This is a genomic window from Pseudomonas sp. FBCC-B545, from assembly GCF_059134095.1.
In genome coordinates, this window is the sequence record NZ_CP101441.1 from 3,536,737 (window position 1) to 3,561,908 (window position 25,172).

Annotated in this window: 22 protein-coding genes; 10 read left to right on the forward strand and 12 right to left on the reverse strand. The window is 60.6% G+C overall.

The window, feature by feature from the left end; translation table 11 throughout:
• Positions 1-10 precede the first annotated feature (10 nt).
• From NMB39_RS16385 to NMB39_RS16405, 5 genes are all read right to left on the reverse strand, one after another.
• Positions 11-592, reverse strand: coding sequence for a GNAT family N-acetyltransferase (locus NMB39_RS16385; protein ID WP_057022534.1), 582 nt, complete (start codon positions 590-592; stop codon positions 11-13).
• An 8-nt stretch (positions 593-600) separates the two neighbouring features.
• Positions 601-2,856, reverse strand: a complete 2,256-nt coding sequence (locus NMB39_RS16390; protein ID WP_306957780.1) for an Orn/Lys/Arg family decarboxylase — start codon at positions 2,854-2,856, stop codon at positions 601-603.
• A gap of 182 nt (positions 2,857-3,038) precedes the next feature.
• The gene (gene dnaQ / locus NMB39_RS16395) at positions 3,039-3,797 is read right to left on the reverse strand and encodes a DNA polymerase III subunit epsilon (protein WP_164484850.1); all 759 of its coding nucleotides are present in this window, start codon (positions 3,795-3,797) and stop codon (positions 3,039-3,041) included.
• A gap of 70 nt (positions 3,798-3,867) precedes the next feature.
• Positions 3,868-4,320 carry a ribonuclease HI gene (gene rnhA, locus NMB39_RS16400; protein ID WP_003173571.1) on the reverse strand — a complete coding sequence of 151 codons (453 nt, stop codon included), beginning with the start codon at positions 4,318-4,320 and terminating at the stop codon, positions 3,868-3,870.
• Between the two features lie 85 nt (positions 4,321-4,405).
• Positions 4,406-5,164 carry a class I SAM-dependent methyltransferase gene (locus tag NMB39_RS16405; protein WP_057011155.1) on the reverse strand — a complete coding sequence of 253 codons (759 nt, stop codon included), beginning with the start codon at positions 5,162-5,164 and terminating at the stop codon, positions 4,406-4,408.
• 65 nt (positions 5,165-5,229) lie between these two features.
• Here NMB39_RS16405 and gloB point away from each other — a divergent pair, with 65 nt between their 5' ends.
• The 9 genes from gloB (at position 5,230) to NMB39_RS16450 (ending at position 19,723) form a co-directional block, all read left to right on the forward strand.
• Positions 5,230-5,997: a hydroxyacylglutathione hydrolase gene (gene gloB, locus NMB39_RS16410; protein WP_306957778.1), complete on the forward strand. Its 768-nt coding sequence runs from the start codon at positions 5,230-5,232 to the stop codon at positions 5,995-5,997.
• Between the two features lie 98 nt (positions 5,998-6,095).
• Complete coding sequence (locus tag NMB39_RS16415) at positions 6,096-7,496, forward strand: transglycosylase SLT domain-containing protein (RefSeq protein ID WP_057011157.1); 1,401 nt, start codon at positions 6,096-6,098, stop codon at positions 7,494-7,496.
• 206 nt (positions 7,497-7,702) lie between these two features.
• Positions 7,703-9,538, forward strand: coding sequence for an extracellular solute-binding protein (locus NMB39_RS16420; RefSeq protein ID WP_494340428.1), 1,836 nt, complete (start codon positions 7,703-7,705; stop codon positions 9,536-9,538).
• Complete coding sequence (locus NMB39_RS16425; RefSeq protein WP_494340427.1) at positions 9,535-11,373, forward strand: extracellular solute-binding protein; 1,839 nt, start codon at positions 9,535-9,537, stop codon at positions 11,371-11,373. The genes NMB39_RS16420 and NMB39_RS16425 overlap by 4 nt, the downstream gene beginning before the upstream one ends.
• Positions 11,374-12,447 carry a microcin C ABC transporter permease YejB gene (locus NMB39_RS16430; RefSeq protein WP_494340426.1) on the forward strand — a complete coding sequence of 358 codons (1,074 nt, stop codon included), beginning with the start codon at positions 11,374-11,376 and terminating at the stop codon, positions 12,445-12,447. It begins immediately after the preceding gene.
• Position 12,448: 1 nt separating this feature from the next.
• Positions 12,449-13,468, forward strand: coding sequence for an ABC transporter permease (locus tag NMB39_RS16435; protein ID WP_057022540.1), 1,020 nt, complete (start codon positions 12,449-12,451; stop codon positions 13,466-13,468).
• A 1-nt stretch (position 13,469) separates the two neighbouring features.
• Positions 13,470-15,071, forward strand: coding sequence for an ABC transporter ATP-binding protein (locus tag NMB39_RS16440; RefSeq protein WP_198719855.1), 1,602 nt, complete (start codon positions 13,470-13,472; stop codon positions 15,069-15,071).
• A 218-nt stretch (positions 15,072-15,289) separates the two neighbouring features.
• A complete protein-coding gene (locus NMB39_RS16445) occupies positions 15,290-18,778 on the forward strand; it encodes a hypothetical protein (protein WP_494340425.1) in 3,489 nt (1,162 codons plus the stop codon).
• A gap of 69 nt (positions 18,779-18,847) precedes the next feature.
• Positions 18,848-19,723, forward strand: a complete 876-nt coding sequence (locus NMB39_RS16450) for a helix-turn-helix transcriptional regulator (protein ID WP_494340424.1) — start codon at positions 18,848-18,850, stop codon at positions 19,721-19,723.
• Here NMB39_RS16450 and NMB39_RS16455 read toward each other — a convergent pair.
• The 3 genes from NMB39_RS16455 to NMB39_RS16465 all read right to left on the reverse strand — a co-directional run bounded on the left by NMB39_RS16455 (position 19,665) and on the right by NMB39_RS16465 (position 22,023).
• Positions 19,665-20,252 carry a LysE family translocator gene (locus tag NMB39_RS16455; protein WP_057022544.1) on the reverse strand — a complete coding sequence of 196 codons (588 nt, stop codon included), beginning with the start codon at positions 20,250-20,252 and terminating at the stop codon, positions 19,665-19,667. The genes NMB39_RS16450 and NMB39_RS16455 overlap by 59 nt on opposite strands.
• Positions 20,253-20,369: 117 nt before the next feature.
• On the reverse strand, positions 20,370-20,999 hold the full coding sequence (locus NMB39_RS16460) for a ribonuclease T2 family protein (protein WP_057022545.1): 630 nt from the start codon (positions 20,997-20,999) through the stop codon (positions 20,370-20,372).
• A gap of 46 nt (positions 21,000-21,045) precedes the next feature.
• Entirely contained in the window at positions 21,046-22,023 is a 978-nt protein-coding gene (locus tag NMB39_RS16465; RefSeq protein ID WP_124412128.1) for a Gfo/Idh/MocA family protein, read from the reverse strand.
• Between the two features lie 128 nt (positions 22,024-22,151).
• On the opposite strand from NMB39_RS16465, the gene NMB39_RS16470 reads away from it, so the two are divergent.
• The gene (locus NMB39_RS16470) at positions 22,152-22,514 is read left to right on the forward strand and encodes an NUDIX hydrolase (RefSeq protein ID WP_198719858.1); all 363 of its coding nucleotides are present in this window, start codon (positions 22,152-22,154) and stop codon (positions 22,512-22,514) included.
• Positions 22,515-22,817: 303 nt separating this feature from the next.
• Here the strand turns inward: NMB39_RS16470 and NMB39_RS16475 are convergent, their stop codons facing one another.
• The 4 genes from NMB39_RS16475 to NMB39_RS16490 form a co-directional block, all read right to left on the reverse strand.
• Positions 22,818-23,078, reverse strand: coding sequence for a hypothetical protein (locus tag NMB39_RS16475; protein WP_057022547.1), 261 nt, complete (start codon positions 23,076-23,078; stop codon positions 22,818-22,820).
• Positions 23,079-23,081: 3 nt separating this feature from the next.
• On the reverse strand, positions 23,082-23,528 hold the full coding sequence (locus NMB39_RS16480) for a GNAT family N-acetyltransferase (RefSeq protein WP_057022548.1): 447 nt from the start codon (positions 23,526-23,528) through the stop codon (positions 23,082-23,084).
• 89 nt (positions 23,529-23,617) lie between these two features.
• Positions 23,618-23,947 carry a hypothetical protein gene (locus tag NMB39_RS16485; protein ID WP_046072302.1) on the reverse strand — a complete coding sequence of 110 codons (330 nt, stop codon included), beginning with the start codon at positions 23,945-23,947 and terminating at the stop codon, positions 23,618-23,620.
• A 120-nt stretch (positions 23,948-24,067) separates the two neighbouring features.
• Positions 24,068-25,141, reverse strand: a complete 1,074-nt coding sequence (locus NMB39_RS16490) for a class I SAM-dependent methyltransferase (protein WP_057022549.1) — start codon at positions 25,139-25,141, stop codon at positions 24,068-24,070.
• Positions 25,142-25,172 lie beyond the last annotated feature (31 nt).

The window sequence follows — 25,172 nt, forward strand, 5'->3', positions numbered from 1 at the left end:
ACTGTCCCGCTCAGCCGGCATCCCGCTCGGACATGAACAACCGATACCAGAAAATCGCCACCTCGCGGGTTTGCGGATCAATGCCGCGATAACGCAGGTGGTCGATCCCGCCCAACACATAACCACAGCGCTCGTACAAGCGACAGGCTCCCAGGTTATTGTTCTGGGTTTCCAGCATCATGCCCGGCAGGTTTTTCTTGCGGGCCCAGAACTGCGCCACATCCAGCAACGCCTTGGCTACACCATGGCGTCGCGCAGGCAACACCACCGCCAGCTCATCGACGTGGGCAAAACCGTTCCAGTTGGTGCTGACCACCACATGACCCACCGCGCGGTCGTCCAGGTAAGCCATGAAGATCGCGCTGTCGGTGGCATCGCGAAAGCTGGCGAACTCTTCCGGGTCAATGCCGTAGCACTTGCGGTACGGCAGGACGCGCTCCACAGGCCACTGATCGACACGCTGGCCCATCTGCGGCACACCATAGGCGCTGACCTCGAAGCTGAAGTCATTGCCCCAAACATAGGGGTCGAAACCTTCATCGGCGACCCGCACACTGAGCCCTGGGTACTTCGGGTTCATTACAGCTTGCATAAACATCCTTAGCCCTTGATGCAATCGACGGTGTAACAACGGCCACTGCCGTCATCTTCGTGTTGCAGCCCATGAACATCCGCGACAAAACCGGGGAAGCTGCTATCGAACGTACGGGCAAACGCCAGGTAGTCGATGATTGAACGGGTTGACTCGGTAAAGCGTTCACCGGGCATGATCAACGGAATACCGGGCGGATAAGGCACCAGCATCACGGCCGCGACACGCCCTGGCAAGGCATCGATAGAGACTGCCTCCACCTCGCCCCTCACCAACTGGTCGTAGGCATCGGCGGGTTTCATCGCGATTTCCGGCAACACCGTATACATGCGCTTGAGATGCTTGGCAGTAGCGTTGCTACGGTAACAGCTGTGCAACTGGTCGCAAAGGTCGCGCAGCCCCATGCCCTGATAACGCGCAGGACCTTGGGCATACACCGACGGCAGACAACTGGCCAGGCTGGCATTGGCGTCATAGCTGCGCTTGAACTCCAGCAATTCGGTGAGCAAGGTGCTCCATTTGCCCTTGGTGATGCCCATGGAAAACAACACAAGGAACGAATACAACCCGGTTTTTTCCACCACCAGACCGCGCTCCCAGAGAAACTTGCTGACTACCGCAGCGGGAATCCCGCAATCGCTCAGGGCGCCCCCGGCGTTGAGGCCAGGCATCACCAGCGTCACCTTGATCGGGTCGAGTAATACGTAGTCTTCGGCAACGTCGCCAAAACCATGCCACTCATCCTGAGGGTGCAACAGCCAATCCGCGGTGACGACCCGGTCGATACCGGCGACCGAGGGCGGCTGCCAGATGGAAAACCACCAGTCTTCGGCCGCAATATGCTGGCGCAGGTTGGCCAGGGCACGACGAAAACTCAGGGCCTCGTCAAACATTTCCTGTAGCAGCGAGCGCCCGGCCGGGCCTTCCATCATCGCCGAGGCCACGTCCAGCGAGGCGATGATGCTGTATTGGGGCGAGGTCGAGATATGCATCATGAAGGCTTCGTTGAACCGATCACGGTCCAGTTGCCGGGCGCCGCCGTCCTGCACATGAATCATCGATGCCTGGCTGAAGGCGGCCAGCAACTTGTGCGTGCTGTGGGTGGTGAAGACCAAGGGGCTGTCCGGGGTGCGCGAGGTGCCCATGCCATAGCGCCCGGCGAAAAACTCGTGGAAGGCGGCGTAGGCGTACCAGGCTTCATCAAAGTGCAGCACCTCGACACTGTTGCCCAGTTGCTGCTTGATCAATTCGGCGTTGTAGCACAGGCCGTCGTAGGTGGAGTTGGTCACCACCGCCAGCTTCACTTTCGCAAGCCGGCCACGGGTCAGGGGGCTGGCGTCGATCTTGGCGCGAATCGACTCAGGACTGAATTCGCTCAGGGGAATCGGGCCGATGATTCCCAGTTCGTTGCGCTCAGGGCACAGATACAGCGGGATCGCGCCGGTCATGATGATCGAGTGCAACACCGATTTGTGGCAATTGCGATCCACCAGCACCAGATCGTCGCGGCCGACCATGGAATGCCAGACGATCTTGTTGGCGGTGGACGTGCCGTTGATCACAAAGAACGTATGGTCGGCGCCAAAGTTGCGGGCGGCGCGGGCTTCGGCTTCGGCCAAGGGCCCGGTGTGATCGAGCAGCGAACCCAGTTCGGGAACCGAAACAGACAGGTCCGAACGTAGGGTGTTTTCTCCGAAGAACTGATGAAACGCCTGCCCCACCGGGCTTTTGCGATAGGCCACGCCACCGCCATGGCCGGGGGTGTGCCAGGAGTAATTGGAGTCGGCGGTGTGTTGCACCAGGGCCTTGAAGAACGGCGGCAACAGGGCATCCAGATAGGTGCGTGCAGAGCGGGCGACTTGGCGCGCCAGAAACGGCACGGTGTCTTCAAACAGGTAGAGAATCCCGCGCAGTTGGTTAAGCTCGCTCATGGCATCGGCGGGGGCATTTTCCAGGGTGACTTGCTCGCCCAGGGCAAAGATCGGCAGATTGGGCGCCCTCACCCGCGCCAGGCGGATCAGCTCAACCATGTTTTGCAGCAGATGGGTATTTTCCCCGGCACCTTCAGCGGCGATCAGCATGCACGCCAGACCATGGTGGGTGGAAGCCACCAGACGTGCTTCGGCATAGTCCACCGCTTCAATGATACTGAAGCCCTCTTGTTCCAACTCCCTGGCAATGCCTCGAACCCGGTCGCCGGCAACGGTGTCGGCCTTGATGTCACGGTGCACGATCAGCACGGGGAACTTCAGGTCTTTGTACATGAGCGCTCTTACTCCGGAGGCTTTGCACTCAAGGGTAGAAGCTGGGAGCGAATGTGGCGAATGAAGATTTTGCAGGCGATGAAGATCAACTGTGGGAGGGGGCTTGCCCCCGATGGCGGTGTGCCGGCTGATAAATGCATGGCTGATGCACCACTATCGGGGGCAAGTCTCCTCCCACATTTTTACTGCATTGAGCTGGGTGATTGTTGGGTCAACTGGGTCCACAACGCCGGCGCACCCGCCGACTTGGCAATCGCTTCCAACCGCGCCGCATGCTCGGCCAAATCCTGCTCGCTGGCCCGGATAATCGGCGTAGGCCTGCGATCAGCCGGCAGACGGCGGATTTCCGAAGGGCGATTGCCGGAGCCTTCCGCCGATCCGGCGCCATCAGAGGCATTGCCGGCCAGGGACAGGCTGGTCTGCCCGCCGGTCATGGTCAGGTAGACGTCGGCCAGGATCTCGGAGTCGAGCAAGGCGCCGTGCAGTTCACGGCCAGAGTTATCGACGCCATAACGCTTGCACAGGGCATCGAGGCTGTTGCGTTGGCCCGGGTGACGCTCGCGGGCCATCATCAGGGTATCGAGGATCGTGCAGTGCTGGGAGATGTCCGCACGGTCCATCTGCCCCATCAGGGCAAATTCGTTGTTGATAAAGCCGATGTCGAACGCCGCGTTATGGATGATCAGCTGGGCGCCGTTGATAAACTCGAAGAACTCATCGGCCACTTCGGCAAAACGCGGCTTGCCCTTGAGGAATTCGTCGGTGATACCGTGAACGCCAATCGCGCCTTCGTCACTGTCGCGGTCCGGTTGCAGGTAGACATGGAAGTGGCGGCCGGTCAGGCGGCGGCCCATCAGTTCGACACAGCCGATTTCGATGATCCGGTGACCATCGGTCACCGGCATGCCGGTGGTTTCGGTATCGAGTACAACAGATCGGATGGCCATCAGGGTTCAGCTCTCAACGGTGTGGTGTGAATCAAAGGGCGCGATGTTAACACGTGAGCTGGTTTCAGCTCTGCTTGTAGCCGCGTACTTCGTCCACCCCACGGTTGGCCAACTGGTCGGCGCGCTCGTTGCCAGGGTGGCCGATGTGCCCACGCACCCATTTCCAGGTGATGTCGTGACGGTTGCATTGCTCGTCGAGCAATTGCCACAGGTCGGCGTTCTTGACCGGCTCCTTGGCCGCAGTCTTCCAGCCGCGTTTTTTCCAGTTGACCATCCACTCGTTGATGCCCTTCATCACATATTGCGAGTCGGTCACCAGCAGGACATTGCAACGACGCTTGAGCTCTTCGAGGCCGCGAATGGCGCCCATCAGTTCCATGCGGTTATTGGTGGTGTTGGCTTCGCCGCCCCACAGTTCCTTCTCCACGCCCTTGCACACCAGCAGGGCACCCCAGCCACCCGGGCCGGGGTTACCCTTGCAGGCGCCGTCGGTGAAGAGTTCTACGCTATCGGTCATCGGTTGCATCCATCAAGACGGGCTGGCGGTAATGGACCGACAGTATCCCGAGGCCGGGCAGCCCGGCCTGAAATCAATAAAGGGGTTAGGGTTCGCTTTGCTTGCGGTTGACCTTGGCCATCGGCATCGGTACCAGCTTGCCCATGGGTTGGCGCAGTACCTGGCGCACCGGCCGCAGCCCGACCACGATCTTGCGCGCCACCAATAAATAGAAGCCGCCACCCGAGAGTTGCCAGGCCCCCGCCCGGCGTTCCCAACCGGCCAGGCGGCCTTGCCACTTGGCCGTCGCCAGCGGCGGACGATAGCACCCGAAGCGGCGTTTCTCCAGCGCAAAGCCCAGCAGGTTCAGCCAGTCACCTACCCGCGACGGCGAGATGCAGCGCGCCTGGCGCAGGCCGTCATGGGCGAACACACGGCGCAGGCCCCAACTGCTCCAGGGGTTGATGCCGACAATCAGCAAATGGCCACCAGGGCGCACGCTGCTCGCCGCTTCGCGCAGCAAGCCATGGGGCGACAGGCAAAAATCCAGCCCATGCTGCAGCACCACCACATCGGCGGCGTGCTCGCTCAAGGGCCAGGCCTGTTCCTCGCAGACGATTTCCACCCCCGGCAGCGGCGCGCCCAAGCGCACATTGCGTTGCACCTGGGGTGCCGATGGCGGGGTTTCGGCCGACGGCCCGTAATGCACCAGGTAGCCACCAAAGAACCGGCCCAGTTCGTCATCGAGCATGCGTCGTTCTTCATCCAGCAGAAATTGCCCAATCGGCCCGGACAACCATTCGCGGGCCGCACTGATCAGGGCCAGCCACTCAGGATCGGCCTGGGCGAACGCTTTATCGGTCATTGCATTCTCCAACTCGCCTAGACGTTCTAAGATGCACCAATGTGTTCAGCTTGGCGAATCGAAGAATGATACAGATCAGTGCCCTACCCGCCTTCACCGACAACTACATCTGGTTGTTGCAAGACCCCGCCACCCGGCGCTGCGTCGTGGTCGACCCGGGCGATGCCGCGCCAGTGCTGGCCTGGCTCCAGCAGAACGCCGAGTGGACCCTCAGCGACATTCTGGTCACCCACCATCACCATGATCACGTGGGCGGTGTCGAGCAACTGAAACGGCTGACCGGCGCCAAGGTCTACGGCCCGGCCAACGAAAAGATCCCGGCGCGGGACGTGGCGCTGCAGGACAATGACCGTATCGACGTGCTGGGCTGGGACTTCGACGTCTACGCCGTGCCGGGGCATACCCTGGGCCATATCGCCTTTTATCACGAAGGGGTGCTGTTGTGTGGCGATACCTTGTTCGCCGCCGGTTGCGGGCGCCTGTTCGAGGGCACGCCGGAGCAGATGCATGCCTCCCTGGAACGCCTGGCCGCCCTGCCGGCCGATACGCTGGTGTATTGCACCCATGAATACACACAAAGCAATCTCAAGTTTGCCCAGGCCGTGGAACCCCACAACGCCGACATTGCCGAACGAGTAGAGAACGTTGCTCGACTGCGGGCTCGCGGCGAGATGACGCTGCCTTCCAATCTGGCCCTGGAAAAACGTACCAACCCTTTCCTGCGTACCGCTGAAACATCCGTTAAACAAAAAGCGGACGAACGGAATGGCCGCGACAACCGCTCTGGGGCCGAGGTGTTTGCTAGCTTGAGGGCTTGGAAAGATAAGTTCTAAGAGGACGTATTCTGATACGTAATTTCTGAATGGTTGACCGGAACCGAAGCGCTTTCTAGAATCGCCCGACATTTTTGCCCGGAACTTACTTCCAGCCAATGTCGTCATCTATTCGTAAATCCATTTCTTCAGACGCATTGACCCGCCTGGCTCAAGCCGTGGCGGTGGCTGTCTCCGCGACTCTGGCGGGCTGCCAATCGACCCATTACGCTGCACAATCCACCGTGCAACCCAAACCCAATCTTGCTGCCAAGATCAAGCAAAAACCTATTTGGCTATCAGAGAAGCCTAGCCCCGAAGTGCCCCAGGATGTCTGGGAGCGCATGCGTCGGGGCTTTCAATTGCAGGACGGCGTCGGCGTCAACCCGCGCATCGAGCAACAGCGCCTGTGGTTCGCCAGCAACCCGTCCTTCCTCGAGAACGCCGGCGAACGCGGCAGCCTCTACATTCATTACATCGTCGAACGCCTTGAAGAACGCAACATGCCCCTGGAGCTGGCGCTGCTGCCAGTGATTGAAAGTGCCTACAACCCAATGGCCTATTCGCGCAGCGATGCAGTCGGCTTGTGGCAGTTCATTCCCTCCACAGGGCGCTACTTCAACCTGCGCCAGACCCGTGCCTACGACGGCCGTCGCGACATTACCGCCTCCACCACCGCCGCCCTGGACTACCTGACGCGTCTGCATGACATGTTCAACGGCGACTGGCTGCTGGCCCTGGCGGCCTATAACGCCGGTGAGGGCACGGTCAGCCGGGCCATCGAGCGCAACGAAAAGCTCGGCCTGCCCACCGATTACTGGAACCTGCCCCTGCCCCAGGAAACCAAGGACTACGTGCCCAAGTTCCTGGCCCTGTCCCAGGTGGTACTGGCGCCTGAGGCCTACGGTGTCAACCTGAACCCGATTGCCAACACGCCGTACTTCGAAGTGGTTGAAGTCAAGCAGAGCATGGACCTGTCAAGGGTTGCCGCGCTGGCCGAGATCGACGAAGACGAACTGTTCCAGCTCAACCCGGCCTTGAAGCAGCGCACCACCCTGGACGGCCCCCAGCATTTGCTGGTGCCGACGTCCAAGGCCCAGTTGCTGACCAGCACCCTTTCGACGATGAAGCCCGAAGAATTGCTGAGTATGCGTCCGAAAAAGCCGGTGTTCGACGAAGTCGAGACCAAGTCGGTGGCCGGGCGCACCCGCAGCTACAAGGTGCGCAGTGGCGACAACCTCACCTTGATCGCCAAGGCCAACAAGGTCGATGTGCATGATCTGCAACGCTGGAACAAGCTCAACGGCCAGGCCCTCAAGGTCGGCCAGACCCTGGTGATGCAGGACACTCGTAAAGCCGCGGCGAAAAAACCGGTGCAGTACAAGGTCAAGAAAGGCGACTCGCTGTACATGGTCGCCAAGCGCTTCAACGTCGAGATGCAACATCTCAAGCGTTGGAACCCGCGCACCGGCCAGGCCTTGAAGCCTGGGCAGATGCTGGTCGTTTCCGGGCCAAGATAAAGCCTCAAGAACACCGGGAGGCTCATGTGGGGGGGGCTTGCTCCCGATAGCAGTGGGTCAGTCAGCCTGGTATTGACTGACACACCGCTATCGGGAGGCTCCCTCCCACATTGAGTCTCCAGTGCTCTCAGCAGCCTTTTTCCAACCGGAACAAGCTGTTACTGTACCGATCATAAAGCCCAAGCCGCCTGGATCGGATCTCTGACTTGAAGCGTCCTCTCCTTCTACTAATAAGTCTGGCCTTGAGCTTTGCGGCGAACGCGACGATTACCGAGAGCCACGGTTACGCGCAGTTCGGCTCACTCAAGTACCCGGCCAAATTCACCCATTACGATTGGGTAAATCCTGCAGCGCCCAAAGGCGGAACCCTGCGGATCATGGGATTTGGCACCTTCGACACCCTCAACCCTTATACTTTCAAGGGTACCAGCCCGGTGGCCACCGGCAATTTCCTGCAATACGGCGTCAATGAGCTGAACGAACCCTTGATGGTCGGCACCGGCCAATATGCGCCGTCCGGCGACGAGCCCACCTCCAGCTACGGCCTGATTGCCCAGTCAGTGGAATACAGCGAAGACCGCAGCTGGGTGGTCTTCAACTTGCGCCCCGGGGCGCGCTTTCACGATGGCAAGCCGATCACTGCCGATGACGTGGCATTTTCCTATCGCACCCTGCTGACCGAAGGCCATCCGCAATACCGCACCAACCTGCAGGAAGTGGCGCGGGTGGATATCCTCAACCGCCACCGCGTCCGCTTTGTATTCAAGCGTGCCGGCAACCCATTGCTGATCCTGCGCCTGGGCGAGCTGCCGGTGCTGCCCATGCACTACTGGAAGAACCGCGATTTCAAGGCCACCACCTTCGAGCCGCCGCTGGGCAGCGGGCCTTATCGCATCACCAAGGTCGCCCCTGGCCGGCAACTGGTGTTCGAGCGGGTCAAGGATTACTGGGGCAAGGACCTGCCGGTCAACCGCGGCTTCTATAACTACGACAAAGTCGAAGTGGAGTTCTATCGCGACAGCGACGTGGCCTTTGAAGCCTTCAAGGCCGGCGAATTCGACATCTATATCGAACACCAGGCCAAGAACTGGGCCACGGGCTACAACTTCCCGGCGGTCAATCGCGGTGACGTGATCAAGGCGCAGATTGCCCATCAGATTCCCACCCAGAGCCAGGGGCTGTTCATGAACACCCGGCGTCCCGCGTTCAGCCAGGCCAAGGTGCGCGAAGCCCTGGGGTTGATGTTCGATTTCGAATGGACCAACCGCACCCTGTTCAGCAACGCCTATAAGCGTTCGGTGAGCTATTACCCCAATAGCGAATTCTCGGCCAGCGGCCTGCCGACCGGGCATGAGTGGTTGATGCTTTCCCCTTACCGCGACCAATTGCCAACCGCCCTCTTCACCCAACCCTTCAACCTGCCGCAAACCGACGGTCGCGGCATCCCCCGCGACACCCTGCGCCGCGCCCTGGCCTTGCTCGGCGACGCCGGCTGGAAGCTGTCGGGACAAGGGCAGCGCCTGCTCAACAAGGACGGGCAACCGTTGCGCCTGGAGATCCTGTTGGTCAACCCGAACCTGGAGCGCATCCTGCAACCTTATGTCGAAAATCTGACCCGCATCGGCATCGACGCCCGCTTGCGCACGGTCGACCGTGCACAGTACAAACAGCGCCTCGATCAATTCGATTTCGACATGATTCTGATGACCCTCAACCAGACCTTAAGCCCCGGTCTTGAACAGTGGCAGTACTTCCACTCCAGCCAGGCCGCGATCAAGGGCAGCAAGAATTACGCGGGTATCGCCAACCCGGTGGTCGATCACCTGCTGGACCAACTGCTGGCGGCGCAGACCCGCGAAGAACAACTGGCCGCCGGCCGTGCCCTGGACCGTGTGCTGCTGTGGCAGCACTACAGCATTCCCAACTGGTACCTCAACTATCATCGCCTGGCGTACCGCAACCGGTTCGCCTTCGTCACCACGCCGCCCTATAGCCTGGGCCTGAGCGCGTGGTGGCTGAAAGCTTCGGAGAAAGCCCAATGATGTCTTTGCGTACTACCCTGCTCGCCAGCCTGTTGCTGTGCACCGCGGCCCAAGCCGCCCCGCAACATGCGCTGACCCTCTACAACGAGCCACCCAAGTACCCCGCCGACTTCAAGCATTTTGACTACGTAAACCCCGACGCCCCCAAGGGCGGCACCTTCCATGAATCGGCCATGGGCGGTTTCGACAGCCTCAACCTCTACATCAGCAAGGGCGTGCCGGCGGATAACCTGCAGTTGATCTACGACACCCTGGCCGTGCAAAGCCTGGATGAGCCCATTACCGAATACGGCCTGGTGGCCGGCAAGATCGAAAAGGCCCCGGACAACAGCTGGGTGCGTTTCTACCTGCGCCCCGAGGCGCGCTTCCACGATGGCCACCCGATCCGCGCCGAAGACGTGGTATTCACCTTCCAGACCCTGATCAAGGACGGCAACCCGCTGTACCGCAACTACTACGCCGACGTCGATGAAGTGGTGGCCGAAGACCCGCTACGTGTGTTGTTCAAGTTCAAGCGTACCAACAACCGTGAATTGCCGCTGATCCTCGGGCAATTGCCGGTACTGCCCAAGCACTGGTGGGCGACCCGCGATTTTTCCAAGGGCAACCTGGAAATTCCCCTGGGCAGCGGGCCGTACCAGGTGGCAGAGGTCAAGCCCGGACGCATGATCCGCTACGAGCGGGTCAAGGACTACTGGGCCAAGGACCTGCCGGTGACCAAGGGCTTCTACAATTTCGATACCCGCATTACCGACTACTACCGCGACAGTACCGTGTCCCTGGAGGCCTTGAAGGCCGGGCAGTTCGACTACTGGCTGGAGTTCAGCGCGAAGAACTGGGCCAATGCCTACAATATTCCGGCAGTGACCCAGGGCCGCTTGATCAAGGAAGAAATCCCCAACGGCAATCCCACCGGGATGCAGGGCTTCGTGTTCAACACACGCAAGTCGATGTTCCAGGATGTAAGGGTGCGCAAGGCCATCAGCCTGTTGCTGGATTTCGAATGGAGCAACAAGCAGCTGTTCAATGGCGCCTACACCCGCACGCGCAGCTACTTTGAAAATTCGGAAATGGCCGCCACCGGTTTACCCGGCCCGGATGAGCTGGCGATCCTTGAACCCTTGCGCGACAAGATCCCTGCCGAAGTCTTCACCCAGGCTTTCGAGCCGTCCAGAACCGACGGCAGCGGCATGATCCGCACCCAGCAGCGCGAGGCTTACCAACTGCTGCAAGAGGCCGGCTGGAAGATCGTCGATGACAAGATGGTCGACACCACCGGCAAGCCGGTGACCATCGAGTTCCTGCTGGCCCAGACCGAGTTCGAACGCATCCTGCTGCCGTTCAAGCGCAACCTGGCGGACCTGGGCATCGATCTGGTGATTCGTCGGGTGGATGTCTCGCAGTTCATTAACCGTCTGCGCTCGCGGGACTTCGACATGCTGGTGGGCAGCTTTCCGCAATCCACTTCGCCGGGTAACGAACAGCGCGAATTCTGGAAATCCTCCAGCGCCGACAAGCCCGGCAGTCGCAACTACATGGGCCTCAAGGACCCCGCCGTCGACCAGTTGGTGGAAGAGCTGATCGACGCCGGTTCGCGCCAAAGCCTGATAGCCCACGCCAGGGCGCTGGATCGCGTACTCCAGTTTGGTTACTACGTAATTCCCAACTGGCACATCAAGACCTTCCGCGTGGCGTACTGGGACCATTTGGGCCATCCGAAGGTCTCACCACGCTACGACGTGGGCACGGCCACCTGGTGGGCCAAACCCGACGTCAAACCGGCGGTCTCCCTGGACACCACGCAAAACGCCGATACGGCGAGCGGAGGCAATTGAATGCTGGCCTATATTGTTCGCCGCCTGTTGCTGATCATCCCCACGCTGTTCGGGATCTTGCTGATCAACTTCGTCATTATCCAGGCGGCCCCCGGGGGCCCAGTGGAGCAGATGATCGCCAAGCTCGAAGGTTTTGACGGCGCCACCAGCCGCATCGCCGGCGGCGGTGCCGAAGTCGCGGTGGCCGGTTCCAGCTACCGTGGTGCCCAGGGCCTGGACCCGGCGCTGATCCAGGAAATCGAAAAGATGTACGGCTTCGACAAATCGGCGCCGGAACGTTTGTGGATCATGGTCAAGAACTACGCCCAGCTGGATTTCGGCGACAGCTTCTTCCGTGACGCCAAGGTCATCGACCTGATCAAGGAAAAGATGCCGGTGTCCATCTCCCTCGGGCTATGGAGCACCCTGATCATGTACCTGGTATCGATCCCCCTGGGGATCGCCAAGGCTACACGCCACGGTAGCCACTTCGATGTGTGGACCAGCTCGGCGATCATCGTCGGCTATGCGATCCCGGCGTTCCTGTTTGCAATCCTGCTGATCGTAGTGTTTGCCGGAGGCAGCTACCTGGACTGGTTCCCGTTGCGCGGCCTGACCTCCAACAACTTCGATGAGTTGAGTTGGAGCAGCAAGATCCTCGATTACTTCTGGCACCTGGCACTGCCTGTCACCGCGCTGGTGATCGGCAACTTCGCAACCATGACCCTGCTGACCAAAAACAGCTTTCTTGACGAGATCAACAAGCAATACGTGGTCACCGCCAAGGCCAAGGGGCTGACCAACCACCGCGTGCTCTATGGTCACGTGTTCCGCAACGCCATGCTGCTGGTAATCGCCGGTTTCCCTTCGGCCTTCATCGGCATCTTCTTTACCGGCTCGTTGCTGGTGGAAGTGATCTTCTCCCTCGACGGCCTGGGCCTGATGAGCTTTGAAGCGGCGATCAACCGCGATTATCCGGTGGTGTTCGGCACGCTGTTTATCTTCACCCTGCTGGGGCTGGTCGTGAAACTGATCGGTGACCTCACCTATACCCTGGTCGATCCGCGTATCGACTTCGCCAGCCGGGAGCATTGAGATGAACCTGTCCCCCCTCAATCGCCGCCGGTTCGAGCGGTTCAAGGCCAACAAGCGTGGCTGGTGGTCGCTGTGGCTGTTCCTGGTCCTGTTCGTACTGAGCCTGGGCGCCGAGTTGATCGCCAACGATAAGCCCCTGGCCGTACACTTCGATGGCGGCTGGTACTTCCCGGCGCTCAAGCGCTACCCGGAGACCACCTTCGGCGGCGAGTTCCCCCTGGAAGCCAACTACAAGAGCCCGTACATCCAGGAGTTGCTCAAGGCCAAGGACGCCTGGACGCTCTGGGCGCCAATCCCGTTCAGCTACCAAAGCATCAACTACGACCTGAAGGTCCCCGCCCCCGCGCCCCCCTCGAGCACCAACCTGCTGGGCACCGATGATCAGGGCCGTGATGTGCTGGCGCGAGTAATCTATGGTTTTCGCGTATCGGTGCTGTTTGCCCTGACCCTGACCGTGCTCAGTTCGATCATCGGCGTGATTGCCGGTGCCTTGCAGGGCTTCTACGGCGGCTGGGTCGACCTGGCCGGCCAGCGCTTTCTGGAGATCTGGTCGGGGCTGCCGGTGCTCTACCTGCTGATCATCCTCGCCAGCTTCGTGCAGCCCAACTTCTGGTGGCTGCTGGGGATCATGCTGTTGTTTTCGTGGATGAGCCTGGTGGACGTGGTGCGTGCCGAGTTCCTGCGTGGGCGCAACCTCGAATACGTGCGTGCGGCACGGGCGTTGGGCATGCAGAACGGCGCGATCATGTTCCGTCATATCCTGCCCAATGCGATGGTCTCGACCATGACCTTCCTGCCGTTCATCCTCACCGGCGCCATCGGCACCCTCACCGCCCTGGACTTCCTTGGCTTTGGCCTGCCGGCCGGTTCGCCATCACTGGGTGAGCTGGTGGCCCAGGGCAAATCCAACCTGCAGGCGCCGTGGCTGGGCATGAGTGCCTTCGCGGTACTGGCGATCATGTTGAGTTTGCTGGTGTTTATCGGCGAGTCCGCTCGCGATGCGTTCGACCCGAGGAAATGAGATGACTCAGGACAATCTGATCGAAATCCGCGACCTGAGTGTCGAGTTCGTCACGGGTGAGCAACACCATCGCGTGGTCAATCACGTCAGCTTCGACATCAAGCGTGGCGAAACCCTGGCGTTGGTAGGTGAAAGCGGTTCCGGCAAATCGGTGACGGCCCATTCGATCCTGCGCCTGCTGCCCTACCCGTTGGCAAGGCACCCGTCCGGCACCATCGAATATGCCGGGCAAGACCTGCTGACCCTGAAAGAAAAAACCCTGCGGCATATTCGCGGCAACCGTATCGCAATGATCTTCCAGGAGCCGATGACCTCGTTGAATCCGTTGCATTGCATCGAGAAACAGATCAACGAAGTGCTCGGCTTGCACAAGGGCCTCACCGGCAAGGTCGCCACCCTGCGCACCCTGGAGTTGCTGGAACTGGTGGGCATCCCCGAGCCGCACAAGCGCCTCAAGGCCCTGCCCCACGAATTGTCCGGCGGCCAGCGCCAGCGGGTGATGATCGCCATGGCCCTGGCCAACGAGCCGGAACTGCTGATTGCCGATGAGCCGACCACGGCCCTCGACGTCACTGTGCAGTTGAAGATCCTCGAACTACTAAAGGAGTTGCAGGCCCGGCTGGGCATGGCGCTGCTGCTGATCAGCCACGACCTCAACCTGGTGCGACGCATCGCCCACCGCGTGTGCGTGATGCAACAGGGCTGCATCGTCGAGCAGGCCGATTGCGAGACGCTGTTCCAGTCACCCCAGCATCCCTACACCCAGGAGTTGCTGGCGGCGGAGCCCAGCGGTGGGCCGGCCAACAACGCGGTAGGGCCAGCGTTGTTGGAAGTCGACAACCTGAAAGTCTGGTTTCCGATCAAGAAAGGTTTCTTGCGCAACACCGTCGACTACGTCAAGGCCGTGGACGGGATCAACTTCAGCCTGCCCCAGGGGCAGACCCTGGGCATTGTGGGTGAAAGCGGCTCGGGCAAGTCCACCCTGGGACTGGCCATCTTGCGCTTGATCGGCAGCCAAGGCGGGATTCGCTTCGAAGGCCAGCAACTGGACAAGCTCAGCCAGCAACAGGTGCGCCCATTGCGCCGGGAAATGCAGGTGGTGTTCCAGGATCCGTTCGGCAGCCTGAGCCCACGTATGTGCGTCAGCGAGATCGTCGGCGAGGGCCTGCGCATCCACAAGATGGGCACACCTGCCGAGCAGGAAGCAGCGATCATCGCGGCGCTCAAGGAGGTGGGCCTGGATCCCGAATCCCGCCATCGTTACCCCCATGAATTCTCCGGCGGCCAACGCCAGCGCATCGCCATCGCCCGCGCCCTGGTGCTCAAGCCGCGCCTGATCCTGCTGGACGAACCCACCTCGGCCCTGGACCGTACGGTACAACGCCAGGTGGTGGAATTGCTGCGCGGCCTGCAGGCCAAGTACAACCTGACCTACCTGTTTATCAGCCATGACCTGGCGGTGGTGAAGGCGCTGAGTCACCAGTTGATGGTGGTCAAGCAAGGCCAGGTGGTGGAGCAAGGTGATGCGCGAGATATTTTTGCTGCCCCGCAGCACGCCTACACGCGGCAGTTGCTCAAGGCGGCCTTCCTCGTGCCTGCCTGAGGGAACACGGGGCGAAATATGGCAATGGCTTGCTCTCTTATGTGGGAGGGGGCTTGCCCCCGTCAGTTGGATACTCAGCGGCTGCCAGGCCGCCCCACGCCGCGATGGCGGGCAGCCCTGGCTGATACAAGCCACGGCCTTACCGGAAGCCCCCGCTACTGGGACGCCGACCGCCCATGTGAACATCCGGGTTTACCCTCAACTCCGGAACCGCATTCATGGAAGACTTTCGCACCCTCGCCCTGACCTGGGACGCCTTGCCCAGCGATACCGCCTTGCCGGTCACGCTCAAACCTTCGACGAACTTTGTGAGTGAACGCCAGGCCCTGCGCATGGAGGGTGACCGCAGCCTGATCGAACAATTGACCGGCGTGCTTGCCATTGCGGCGAGCCAGGCCCTGGCGCCACCTTCGCAGCCGGTGACGATTGCCGCTGGCTCCTTACTGGGCCAATGGAGCGCAGCCTTCGGCAAAGCCATCAACGGCAAGGCATTCAGGGCCTGGGTCGATGCCCTGGAAGGCTTTGATCACGAGAGCCTGCGGGTCCACAACAGCACCCTGAGTGCCACCGTGGGCGGCCAGCACAGAGTCTTCAAGCTGGCCGACGCGTCCGGCTGGTGGATGCACGCCAACCCGATTATTTTCATCAGCCAACTGATCGACCCGATTGAACTGGGCATGCCCCCTATCGACCCACAGCCGCAAGCGCAAGCCCTGACGCTGCCGTTGAACATGGCGCTGGCCTTCCATGGTTTACCGATGCCGGCCAACCATTTACAGGCCGGGACGATTGTCGAAGAGCTGGAAGCCTTGGGTGGTTTTCCTGGGTTTGACGACAACGGGCGCAGCAAGTCGGTGATCTACGCTGAATTAACCGAGCAGGCCCGGGACCGCCAACAACTGGCCGATGCCCTGGAGCGGCTTGCTCAGGACAGCGAAGCTTTTTCGGCCCTGGATATTTACCGCACCCGCCTGCAATTGAAGTCCGATTCGCGACTGGCCAGGACCTTGAAGGATGCAGCGGGCCTGCTGCAGGCGATCATGGACGAAAACGACCTGAGCGCGACCACGGGCACATTGGCTTGCGTGTACTTCGACTGCCAGCGCCAACAGCTGGCAGTACCCACAGCCGGCGATGAGCAGGCGTTGAGCTTCCTCGTCCCGGCCAATCGCGATGAGCGCTGGAACAAACTGCTGTCATTCGGCAACCAGTTGGGCATTGATCTTTACCTGGACCACAGCCTCAGCGTCGCCGCGGCCTTGCAGGCATACGCCTTCGAACGGCCCTGGAGCGCGTCGGCCATCAATGCCCTGGTCGGGCGCTTGCGCCAGATGCCCGCCCCGACAATACCGGTGGTGCTCAATGCCAGACGTTCCTTTGCTGAGCTGTATCGTTACCAGCAGTATGTCGGCCTGTTGAACGATCGTCATATGTTGCGCACCGCGTTGGCCAAGGTCATCGACGCGGGTGCACTGCAAGGGGCCGACGGCCTTGAGATGCCCTTCAGCGGTGACCCGGATGCGCTCCAGGCCACCGTGAAAAAAGCCTATGGGCAATTGCGCGTGCTGACCGACGACCCTGCCTTCCTGGCCCTGCGTCTTCGCGAACGCATTGATCCCTCCAGCCCTGTGGTACTGAGCGCCGCCGGCAGCCTCGGCGCATCCGACCTGGACGGCAACTGGGCATCCCTGACCGATGCCGTACAGGAACAACCCAGGCTGGCGGCGCTGGTAAGCCAACTGCGGGACGTGGCCGCCAAGGCCGGTGGCTACCTGCGCACCGACACCACCGTCACCCTCGCCCAGGCGTTGAAACTCTATCAATTGAGTCCGCCCCGCACACTGGAAGAAGCCCGCGTCATCCTGCAGCGCCTGGAAGTCAGCCAGCCTCTGGCAGCCAGCGATCGTGCCTGGTGGCGGGCGTTGAAACCGTCGACCGGCTGGCAGCCGACGGCGTGGCAATTGTCGACGCTGGAACGCCAGCAGGTCTTGGACATCAGCCAGGCATTCATGGCGAACAGGGACGGCGCGCTGTTTGAAGCGTTGGGGGAAGCCGGCCTGGCCGGAAAATCGGTGGCCGACGTGCGCGCCGAAGCGGACTTTCTCCTGGTCCGTTTGCTGGCGTCCCCCCTGGCCCAGCAACTGGGCGAGAATCTCTCGAACACCTTGCACTGGCATGGTGGCCATGCGAGTGAGCGCACCGAAAGCGGCAGTCGCAACGCGCTGATCCTGGCGGCATTGATCTTGAGCCTGGATCCCGAGCCGCACCTGCACCCCACCCGCATCAGCTACATCGACTGGCACGATGACTACTACTGGGGTGAGTCCGTGTCTTTCGTCCGCCACCAGATCGAAGTCAGCCTGCAAGGGCTCAGCGCACCGGTAGCAGCCCTCGCCGCCCATCTACTGCTCTGCGCAAAAAGCCCGCACTTGCTGGTTCGCGACATTCCCGAATCCACACCTTGCCTGAGTTCCCAGGCCTGGGTGCTGTTCCGCCAGTACGTGAGTTATATGGAAAAAGTCGTGACAGGGTCGTCCCGTCAGTTGAGCTACCCGCAGATCATGACCCTGGCCTACCTGAACCCGGAAGGTGGCTGGAAAAGCTTCCTGGCCAGCACCGAAGCGGTCGGCCCGATCCTGGACTGGGCCGAGGCCAACGGCGTGTTGCCCGCCCAGTCACGCAGCGGTGCGCAAGCGTTGAACAGCGCAAGCCAGGCGCTCAACTTCCAACGTGCACGCCTGGCCTCAACGCTGCGGGCGTTTGCCCAGCCCATCGTCACTTTGCGGCAGACCGCCCTGGAGGATCTGCACAAGGTCTACCCTGACAATGCGTTGCTTGAGACGCGCGTGTTGATGTGGCTGCCGCAAGACTCGCCATTTTCCGAAGAAGGGCGCTTTGAGGATGTGCATACCGGGCCTAAGTATTCCTTCGTCGACCTGCACATGGCCGGCGCCCTGGACACCACCTCTCGCCGTTGGCATTCCTCAAACCCGGCGATCAAATACCGGGAAATGGCCAAGCACTTTCATCTGCTGGGGCGGATCAATACAGTATTTGCCATCGCCTTTGACCTGAAGCTCCAGCAGTTGAAGGCTGCTTATGGAGAATCCATTCGTTATTGGCTGTCGCACCTGACTTTGCCGCGGCGTGAAGCCCTGGAGTATGGCAACGTGCAGTTTTTCAGCGTGAGCCGGCGGGGGCCGCAGGGCTCCACAGAGGTGGGTCGATTCGGTGTGCTGGTGTATGTCGCGTATTTCACTGACCGGCACTTCTATGAATTCTTCCCCAGGCAGGTGCTGATTCGCCCACGACGCGATCTGGATTACTCCCAGGTCATACAAGCTGTCGACAATGCCACCCACCCAGCTTGGATGCGCTTCGACTGGCAAGCGTATGCACGCGGAACCCCACCGGCCAAGGTAGCGCTGACGCTAGTCGATACCGGCCTGGTACTCAACAAGCTCGACCATGATCTGCCCACGGCGGACAACATTCCCGCACCGGACAGCCTGGAGCGGCGCGTTCCTCGCACCTTGGACTCGCCGCGCAGCTATGCGCTGACGCAGGTGATTGTCGAACAGCACCTGCTGCACGACAGCCTGGCCTTGCGTCAACAAGCCAGGTTGCCGATCAGCCTGCAGGCCGCCGCGAGCGGCAGCGACCCCTGGGCCGACTACCTGCGCGGCCTGGCACTTGTACATCGTTGAGGCTTGAACAAACCCGGGTTTTGTATAAGGCTGCTTGCTCGATTGATTGCCACCCGGGAGCGCCTGCCCATGACCGCCGCTACAGCACCGCTTTTCTGGCGTGACGAACGCTTGCCGTTCATTGAGGCGCGGACCATCGCCGACGGGCGCAAGGTCACTTACACCCGGCATGCCCACGAGCATTTTTCCATTGGCGCGATCACCACCGGGCGCAGTTATTACCACTACGGCGCCCAGACCTTCGAGATCAGCGCCGGCACGGTGGTGCTGATGAACCCAGGCGATGTGCATGCGTGCAACCCTATCCATGACCAACCCTGGTCCTATCACATGCTGTACCTCGACACGCCGTGGCTGACCGACCTGCAACACCAGCTGGGTTTCAGCACCGAGCAGGGTTACCGGCCTTTCGATACGCCCCATACCCGTGACACGCGGCTGTACCTCGGCTTGTTGGATCTGTACCGGATACTCCTGGATGAACAGGCCGAAATGCTGCAAAAACAGAGCGCGCTGGTGAGCTATTTCACCGAGGTGCAACAGCGCCTGAATCCGTCGCTGACGCCAGTGCGTGAGGTCAACCACAAGCTGGAACGTGCCGCCGAGTACATCCGCGCCCACTGTACCCTGGCGTTGAGACTCGAAGACATTTGCCAGGCGGCCGAGCTGTCGCCGTCCTATCTGATCCGCGCATTCAAGCAGTATTACGGGTTGACGCCCCACGCGTTCATGGTCAACCGACGCATCCAGTTTGCCCGCAGCCAATTGCGCAATGGTGCACTGATTGCCGATGTCGCCCTGGCCGCAGGCTTTGCCGACCAGGCGCATTTCCAGCGCACCTTCAAACAGCACTTTGCCGCCACGCCGGGGCAGTACCGCGAAAACCTCAAGCCATCAGCAAATAACCCACACTGGCCACCAGCAACGCGGCCATTGAGCGGTTGAACAGGCGCACGCCCCGGGGGTGGCTCAAGTAGCGGCGCAAAAATGTCCCGGCATACGCCCAGCACGCCACCGACAGGTAGCAGATCACCAGGTACAGCGCCGCAAACAACCACACCTGCCCAGCGTCGCCATCAGCCGCAAACAACCCCATGCCTGCCACACAGGCCAGCCAGGCCTTCGGATTAAGCCACTGCATGATTGCGCCGTACAACATCGACGGCGCGGTTGCCGTACCGTCGGCGTCCAGGCGACCATCGTCCACCGCCAGCTTCCAGGCCATGTACAGCAGGAAGGCGACCCCACCCCACTGGATCAGTTGGGTCAGGATCGGCCAGCGCGCCAGCACTTCATGCAGGCCCAGGCCGATCAGCACCAGCAACAAGGTGAAGCCGACGGCGGCGCCGAACACATGCTTCTGGCTGGCGGCAAAACCGAAGCGCGCGCCGCTGCTCAGGGCGACGACATTGACCGGCCCGGGGGTGATGGAAGTGGCCAGGGCAAAGGCGGCCATGGAAATGATCAAGCTCATTGCAGTTCCTTCTTGTGATGCCAAACGAGGTTGAGATCACGGTAACGCGCGCAACGATCAAGGTATTGAACAAAATGCCCCTCTGCCCTGCTCCATACCCACTGCTGGAATTGGCATTCAGCGTTGGGCAGGAATACGAATATCACCGTCTCGGCACTGGCTTTTCACACTGCGCGGGCAACCGGCAAACGCCAGGTCCTTGGTCAGGCACACGCGCACCTCCGAGAGCACCTTGCCCTTGCAGATCACCGCCAGCCCGTGATTGCCCATGCGTGGGTTGCTCTCGCGAAACAGCGCTTCGATCTCCTGTGCCGGCAGCGATGGCGGTGTATTGAACGGCTGCAGCTGTTGCGGGATGACCACCACGCCAAGCGCCGTGTCGGTCCTTTGCAGATACTCCAGCGGCTCAAGCCCGCTGCAGGTGCCATGCTTGGCCCACTCATGCTTGAGCAACGCACGGGTCGGAAACAGCGTCGCGCCCTTGTCCATCTCCTCGTCGCTCAGGCGCGACTGCGGCGCACACGAGGCCGGCCAACCACCTCGTGCGTATTGCGGCCACAAGCCGTGCAGCACAAAGCCATAGCCTTTGCCCGAGCATTGTTCATTGCTTGGGTGCGTCAAGCAAAACGTCGGTGACCATGACAGTGACAGCACATAAAAATCAAACTCCCCCGCCCGCCCTTGGTTGCGCGAAGCCGCCGTTGCACCTGTAGCGATCAGCAGCCACAACACCATCCAGTATTTCATCCCGGTATTCCTTTGAAAAAAAAGAAGCCTCACGCTATTGCAACGGCTAGGGATGCTGGGAGTAACGCTGTAGCACCTTGTCCAGGATGATATCGGTCTTCAACGCCTCGATCGCCAGCGACGGATGCTCGGCCTCCCCGCGAATATGGGCGTTCATGTTCAGTACGTGGTGCCACTGGATATGGGCATGACATGGCACTTCCAATACTTCGGTGGTCTCGCCTTCAAGGCGCAGTGGCTGGTCCTCGAACACTGAGAACTGGATGCGCCCCAGGCTACCGATCAACTCGACACGATCCTCACGGCGGTCCGCCACGAAGTTCCAGCAACCCATGCCCAACGCACCGCTGGCAAAGGTCCAGCAGGCGGTTACCGCATCTTCTGCTGCATAGCGTCCGGCCTGTCGCGCGGTATAGCCCGAGACCTCGACAATATCGCCAGCCAGGTACTGGAAAAGATCGAAGCCGTGGCTGGCCAGGTCAGCGAAATAGCCGCCACCGGCAATCGCCGGATCAGTGCGCCAATTGGCGGCGTTGCTGTCAGCCGCAGCAGCCGGCTTGCACAGGGTCCAGGTCAGGTGGCGCAATGCACCGATACGACCTTCCTGCAACCAGGTACGCACTTGCTGGAAGCGGGGCAACGAGCGCCGATAATAGGAAACAAACAGATGCAGCCCGGCGCGTTCGAAGGTGCGCTGCATCAACGCACTCTGTTCGGCATTCAGCGACATGGGTTTTTCGACGCAACAATGCTTGCCGGCCGCCGCCACCATCAAGCTGTATTCAAGGTGGCTGTCGGGCGGCGTGGCGATGTATACCGCATCCACTTCGGGGTCATCGATCAGTGCCTGGGCGTCGGTATAGAAACGGGCAATACCATGTCGCGCCGCATAATCGCGCACTGCATCCAGACGCCGCCCCATCACCGCCACCAGTGCCGAACCTGGCGCTTTATAGAAAGCCGGTCCACTCTTCAACTCAGTGACATTGCCACAGCCGATCATGCCCCAGCGTATGGTCTTCATTGAATGTCCTCGCTCGTATTCGTCAAACCGGCAGTATCCACATACAGGCCCCGGCACGCCATAACCACTTAGCATGACAATTGCATTACACTTTTATGACATTGATTGCGTTGCGGGAGGTACAGGCATTGAAAATACGTGCAACGGTCATTTGCGCACATGAGGAGCATATTCTCTTCGTGCGCAAGGCCCGGTCCAAATGGGCGTTGCCAGGCGGCAAGGTCGAGTCCGACGAGCGCCCGGTCGGCGCGGCGGAACGCGAGTTGGAAGAAGAAACCGGATTAAACGTGGACGGCTTGCTGTATTTACAGGAACTCAAGACCCGCGACACCCTGCACCATGTGTTCGAGGCCTCGGTGGTGAATATCGACCAGGCACGACCCTGCAATGAGATCGTCGACTGCCAGTGGTACGCCTATGGGGCACTGGACGAGCTGGATACCACCGATACCACCCGCCACATCGTCAAATCCTTCCTGCGTCGTCTCTGACGCCAGATGAAATATTCTGAAATTCGTTCCCCAGGTCAAATCGCAGGCAAAAAAAATCCCAAGTAGCTGATGGAAACTTGGGATTTAAAAATGCATAAACCGTGGGAGGTGAACGCCCGGCTATAGTAGCGACTGTAAAAACCTGTAACAACAATATTTTAATCCTTTCGTCGGATTACATATTGCGTAAGTCATTCAATAACCACATGTTTTTTAAGGTAAGGAACAATACGAGTGCCACTTTTTGGTGCAAGTAGCGCAGATATTCCTGAAACAATCCCGCTTATAAAAAAGGGTTATTAATCAATCTGACGGCGCCCGCTTGAATAACTGCTCGCTCAGTTGCGCGCACGTTCGACGAAGCTCGTCGTTACGCGAGGAGGTCCCACCCGCGACCCGTTCCAGATGACGACACAGCGCAAGGCGTTCGGCGGCCTCTTCACGCTGGCGGTCTGCCTTGGCGTTGATTTGAACGAAATAGAACCCCAATAGCACCGCGACGCACAGCACGCCAACCGCGAGATAACGCAGGCTGTTGGACGCTGGCGGCTGCGGCGCATCCATGGTCTACCGCGCCCTGCCCTTTTCATAACGAACGTCGTCGCCCTCGACACGGCCCACAACGGACCAGCCCAGGCGCTGGTAGAAGCCATTGGCGCGGATGTCATCGCGCCCGTCGGTGACCAGGTACAGCTTGTCGTGGTGTTCAAACAATGCCGCCTCGGCCAACGCCATCAGCTGGCGCCCCAGCCCAAGGTTTTCATAGGTGGGCAACACGAACATCGCGAACACTTCGCCTTCGGCCAGGTCAACCATGGAAAACCCGGCCGCCTGGCCATCCACTTCCGCGATCCAGGCGCAGGGGGCCGCACTCAGGGTATCGACCAGTACCTGTGGGGTAATGCCAAGGTCGGCCATCTGCTCAAGGCTCAGATGGTTTTGCACCACCGAAGTGCGGATAGCACAAAGCGTGTCAACGTCATCGGCTGTTGCCGCTCGGATAAGCACTTGCATACAGGCCTCCATGAAGAAGTGCGTGATTGTATGCAAATACCTACATTGAGTTTGTCGTGGATTTGTAAGCGCCAGTGCGTGGCACGCAGTTATTTACGCGCCACCTTATACCGCAAACAATCCTGATAAAAGCTCTTGCGAATCGCCTCCGGCTTAAGCCGTGAACGACTGTCATAGGTCTGTTCGGTAATGCCCATGGCCATCATGCGCATCCACGATTTGTTGAACTTGATGCTTTGGATCTTCTGCCGAGCGGCGTACAGCGACACCCCGGAGAGCTTGAGTTCCTGGGCCCTGGCGGCAGTGCCCGCGCCCCAGCTGCACATGTACTTGTCGCCCTCGCGCAATTCCCGGGCCTGCACGGCAGCCGCGCCGCCGGCCAGGGAGCAGGCAATCAGCATCATTCCCACAGTGCGCATTTGCATCCTCGCCTAACCACCTGAAAATAAAAGCGATTTTGGCGAGGATTTAGTTACAAAGGGGCCACTAAATTGCCTTACTGTACGAACTTCAGGCAGCCGTCGCAGGCATGGCCCACGTCAGGGCTTGAGTTCGAACAACGCCGGCATCGGCGGCCACTCCGAAGGCACTTTGCGGAAGTGGCTGAACCCGGCCTCTTGCGCCATCTGGCGGGCGCGCTTCTCGCCCATGAACGCTCCCAGGCCTGCCCCGCCATGGGACAGCGAGCAGGTCATGCAATAGAGGGTGCTCTGCGGGTACATCACCCGGCCAAACAGGTTCATGTTCTCGTGCAGCTCTTCGGACAGGTTGAGTTCGACCATCAGGTAGGTGCCGTCTGCGGCCGTGGCTGCGCGCAGGTCCTTGAGCATTTGCTGGGGGTCGGTGGCGTCGTGGATCACCACGAAGGTGGTCACGAAGTCGAATTGCTGGCCGCGCAGCGCATCGGAATCGTTCACCTCGAACTGCACCCGGTCGCCCACGCCGGCCGCCTCGGCGTTGGCCCGCGCCAACTCGATAGAGGGCAAGTGGAAGTCGCAGCCGACAATCCGCGCCTCGGGGTAGGCCTTGGCCATGGTGATCGCCGCCAGGCCGGCGCCGCAGCCGAAGTCGAGCACACTGCCGCCAGTCTTGAGTTTCTCTTCCACGCCGTCCAGGGAGGGGATCCAGTGCTGCACCAGGTAGTGCTTGTACCAGGGCATGGTCATGCGTTCCATGCCTTTCCAGGTCTCCAGCGGGAACGCCTCTTCGGCGCAGCCGCCGCCATTACGGAACGCTTCGATGACCTTGGGCGCCATGCTCACGAACGGCACGCTCAACTGAATGATGCCGCCGGCGAAATACGGCGAGTCTTCATCGGCGAGCACCGGCACGAACTCCGCAGGCATCTGGTAACGGCGGGTGGGCGCGTCGTAGGTCACATAGCTGCCGGTGACCATGCTGCCCAGCCATTCGCGCAGGTAACGGGCGTTGTAGCCGGTCTTCTGCGCCAGCTCCTCCAGGGTCACCGCCTCGCCGTCGGCCAGGGCCTTGAACAAGCCGAGCTGGTCGCCGATATAGAGCATGGCGCCGCGCAGGGTGTTGCCGTAGTCCTCCATGATGCGCGCCGAAAACTGTTGAACCTTGGCTTTATCAACGGCCATAACGTTTGACATGTGTCGCTCCTTGATAAGTCTGTGGGGTGAT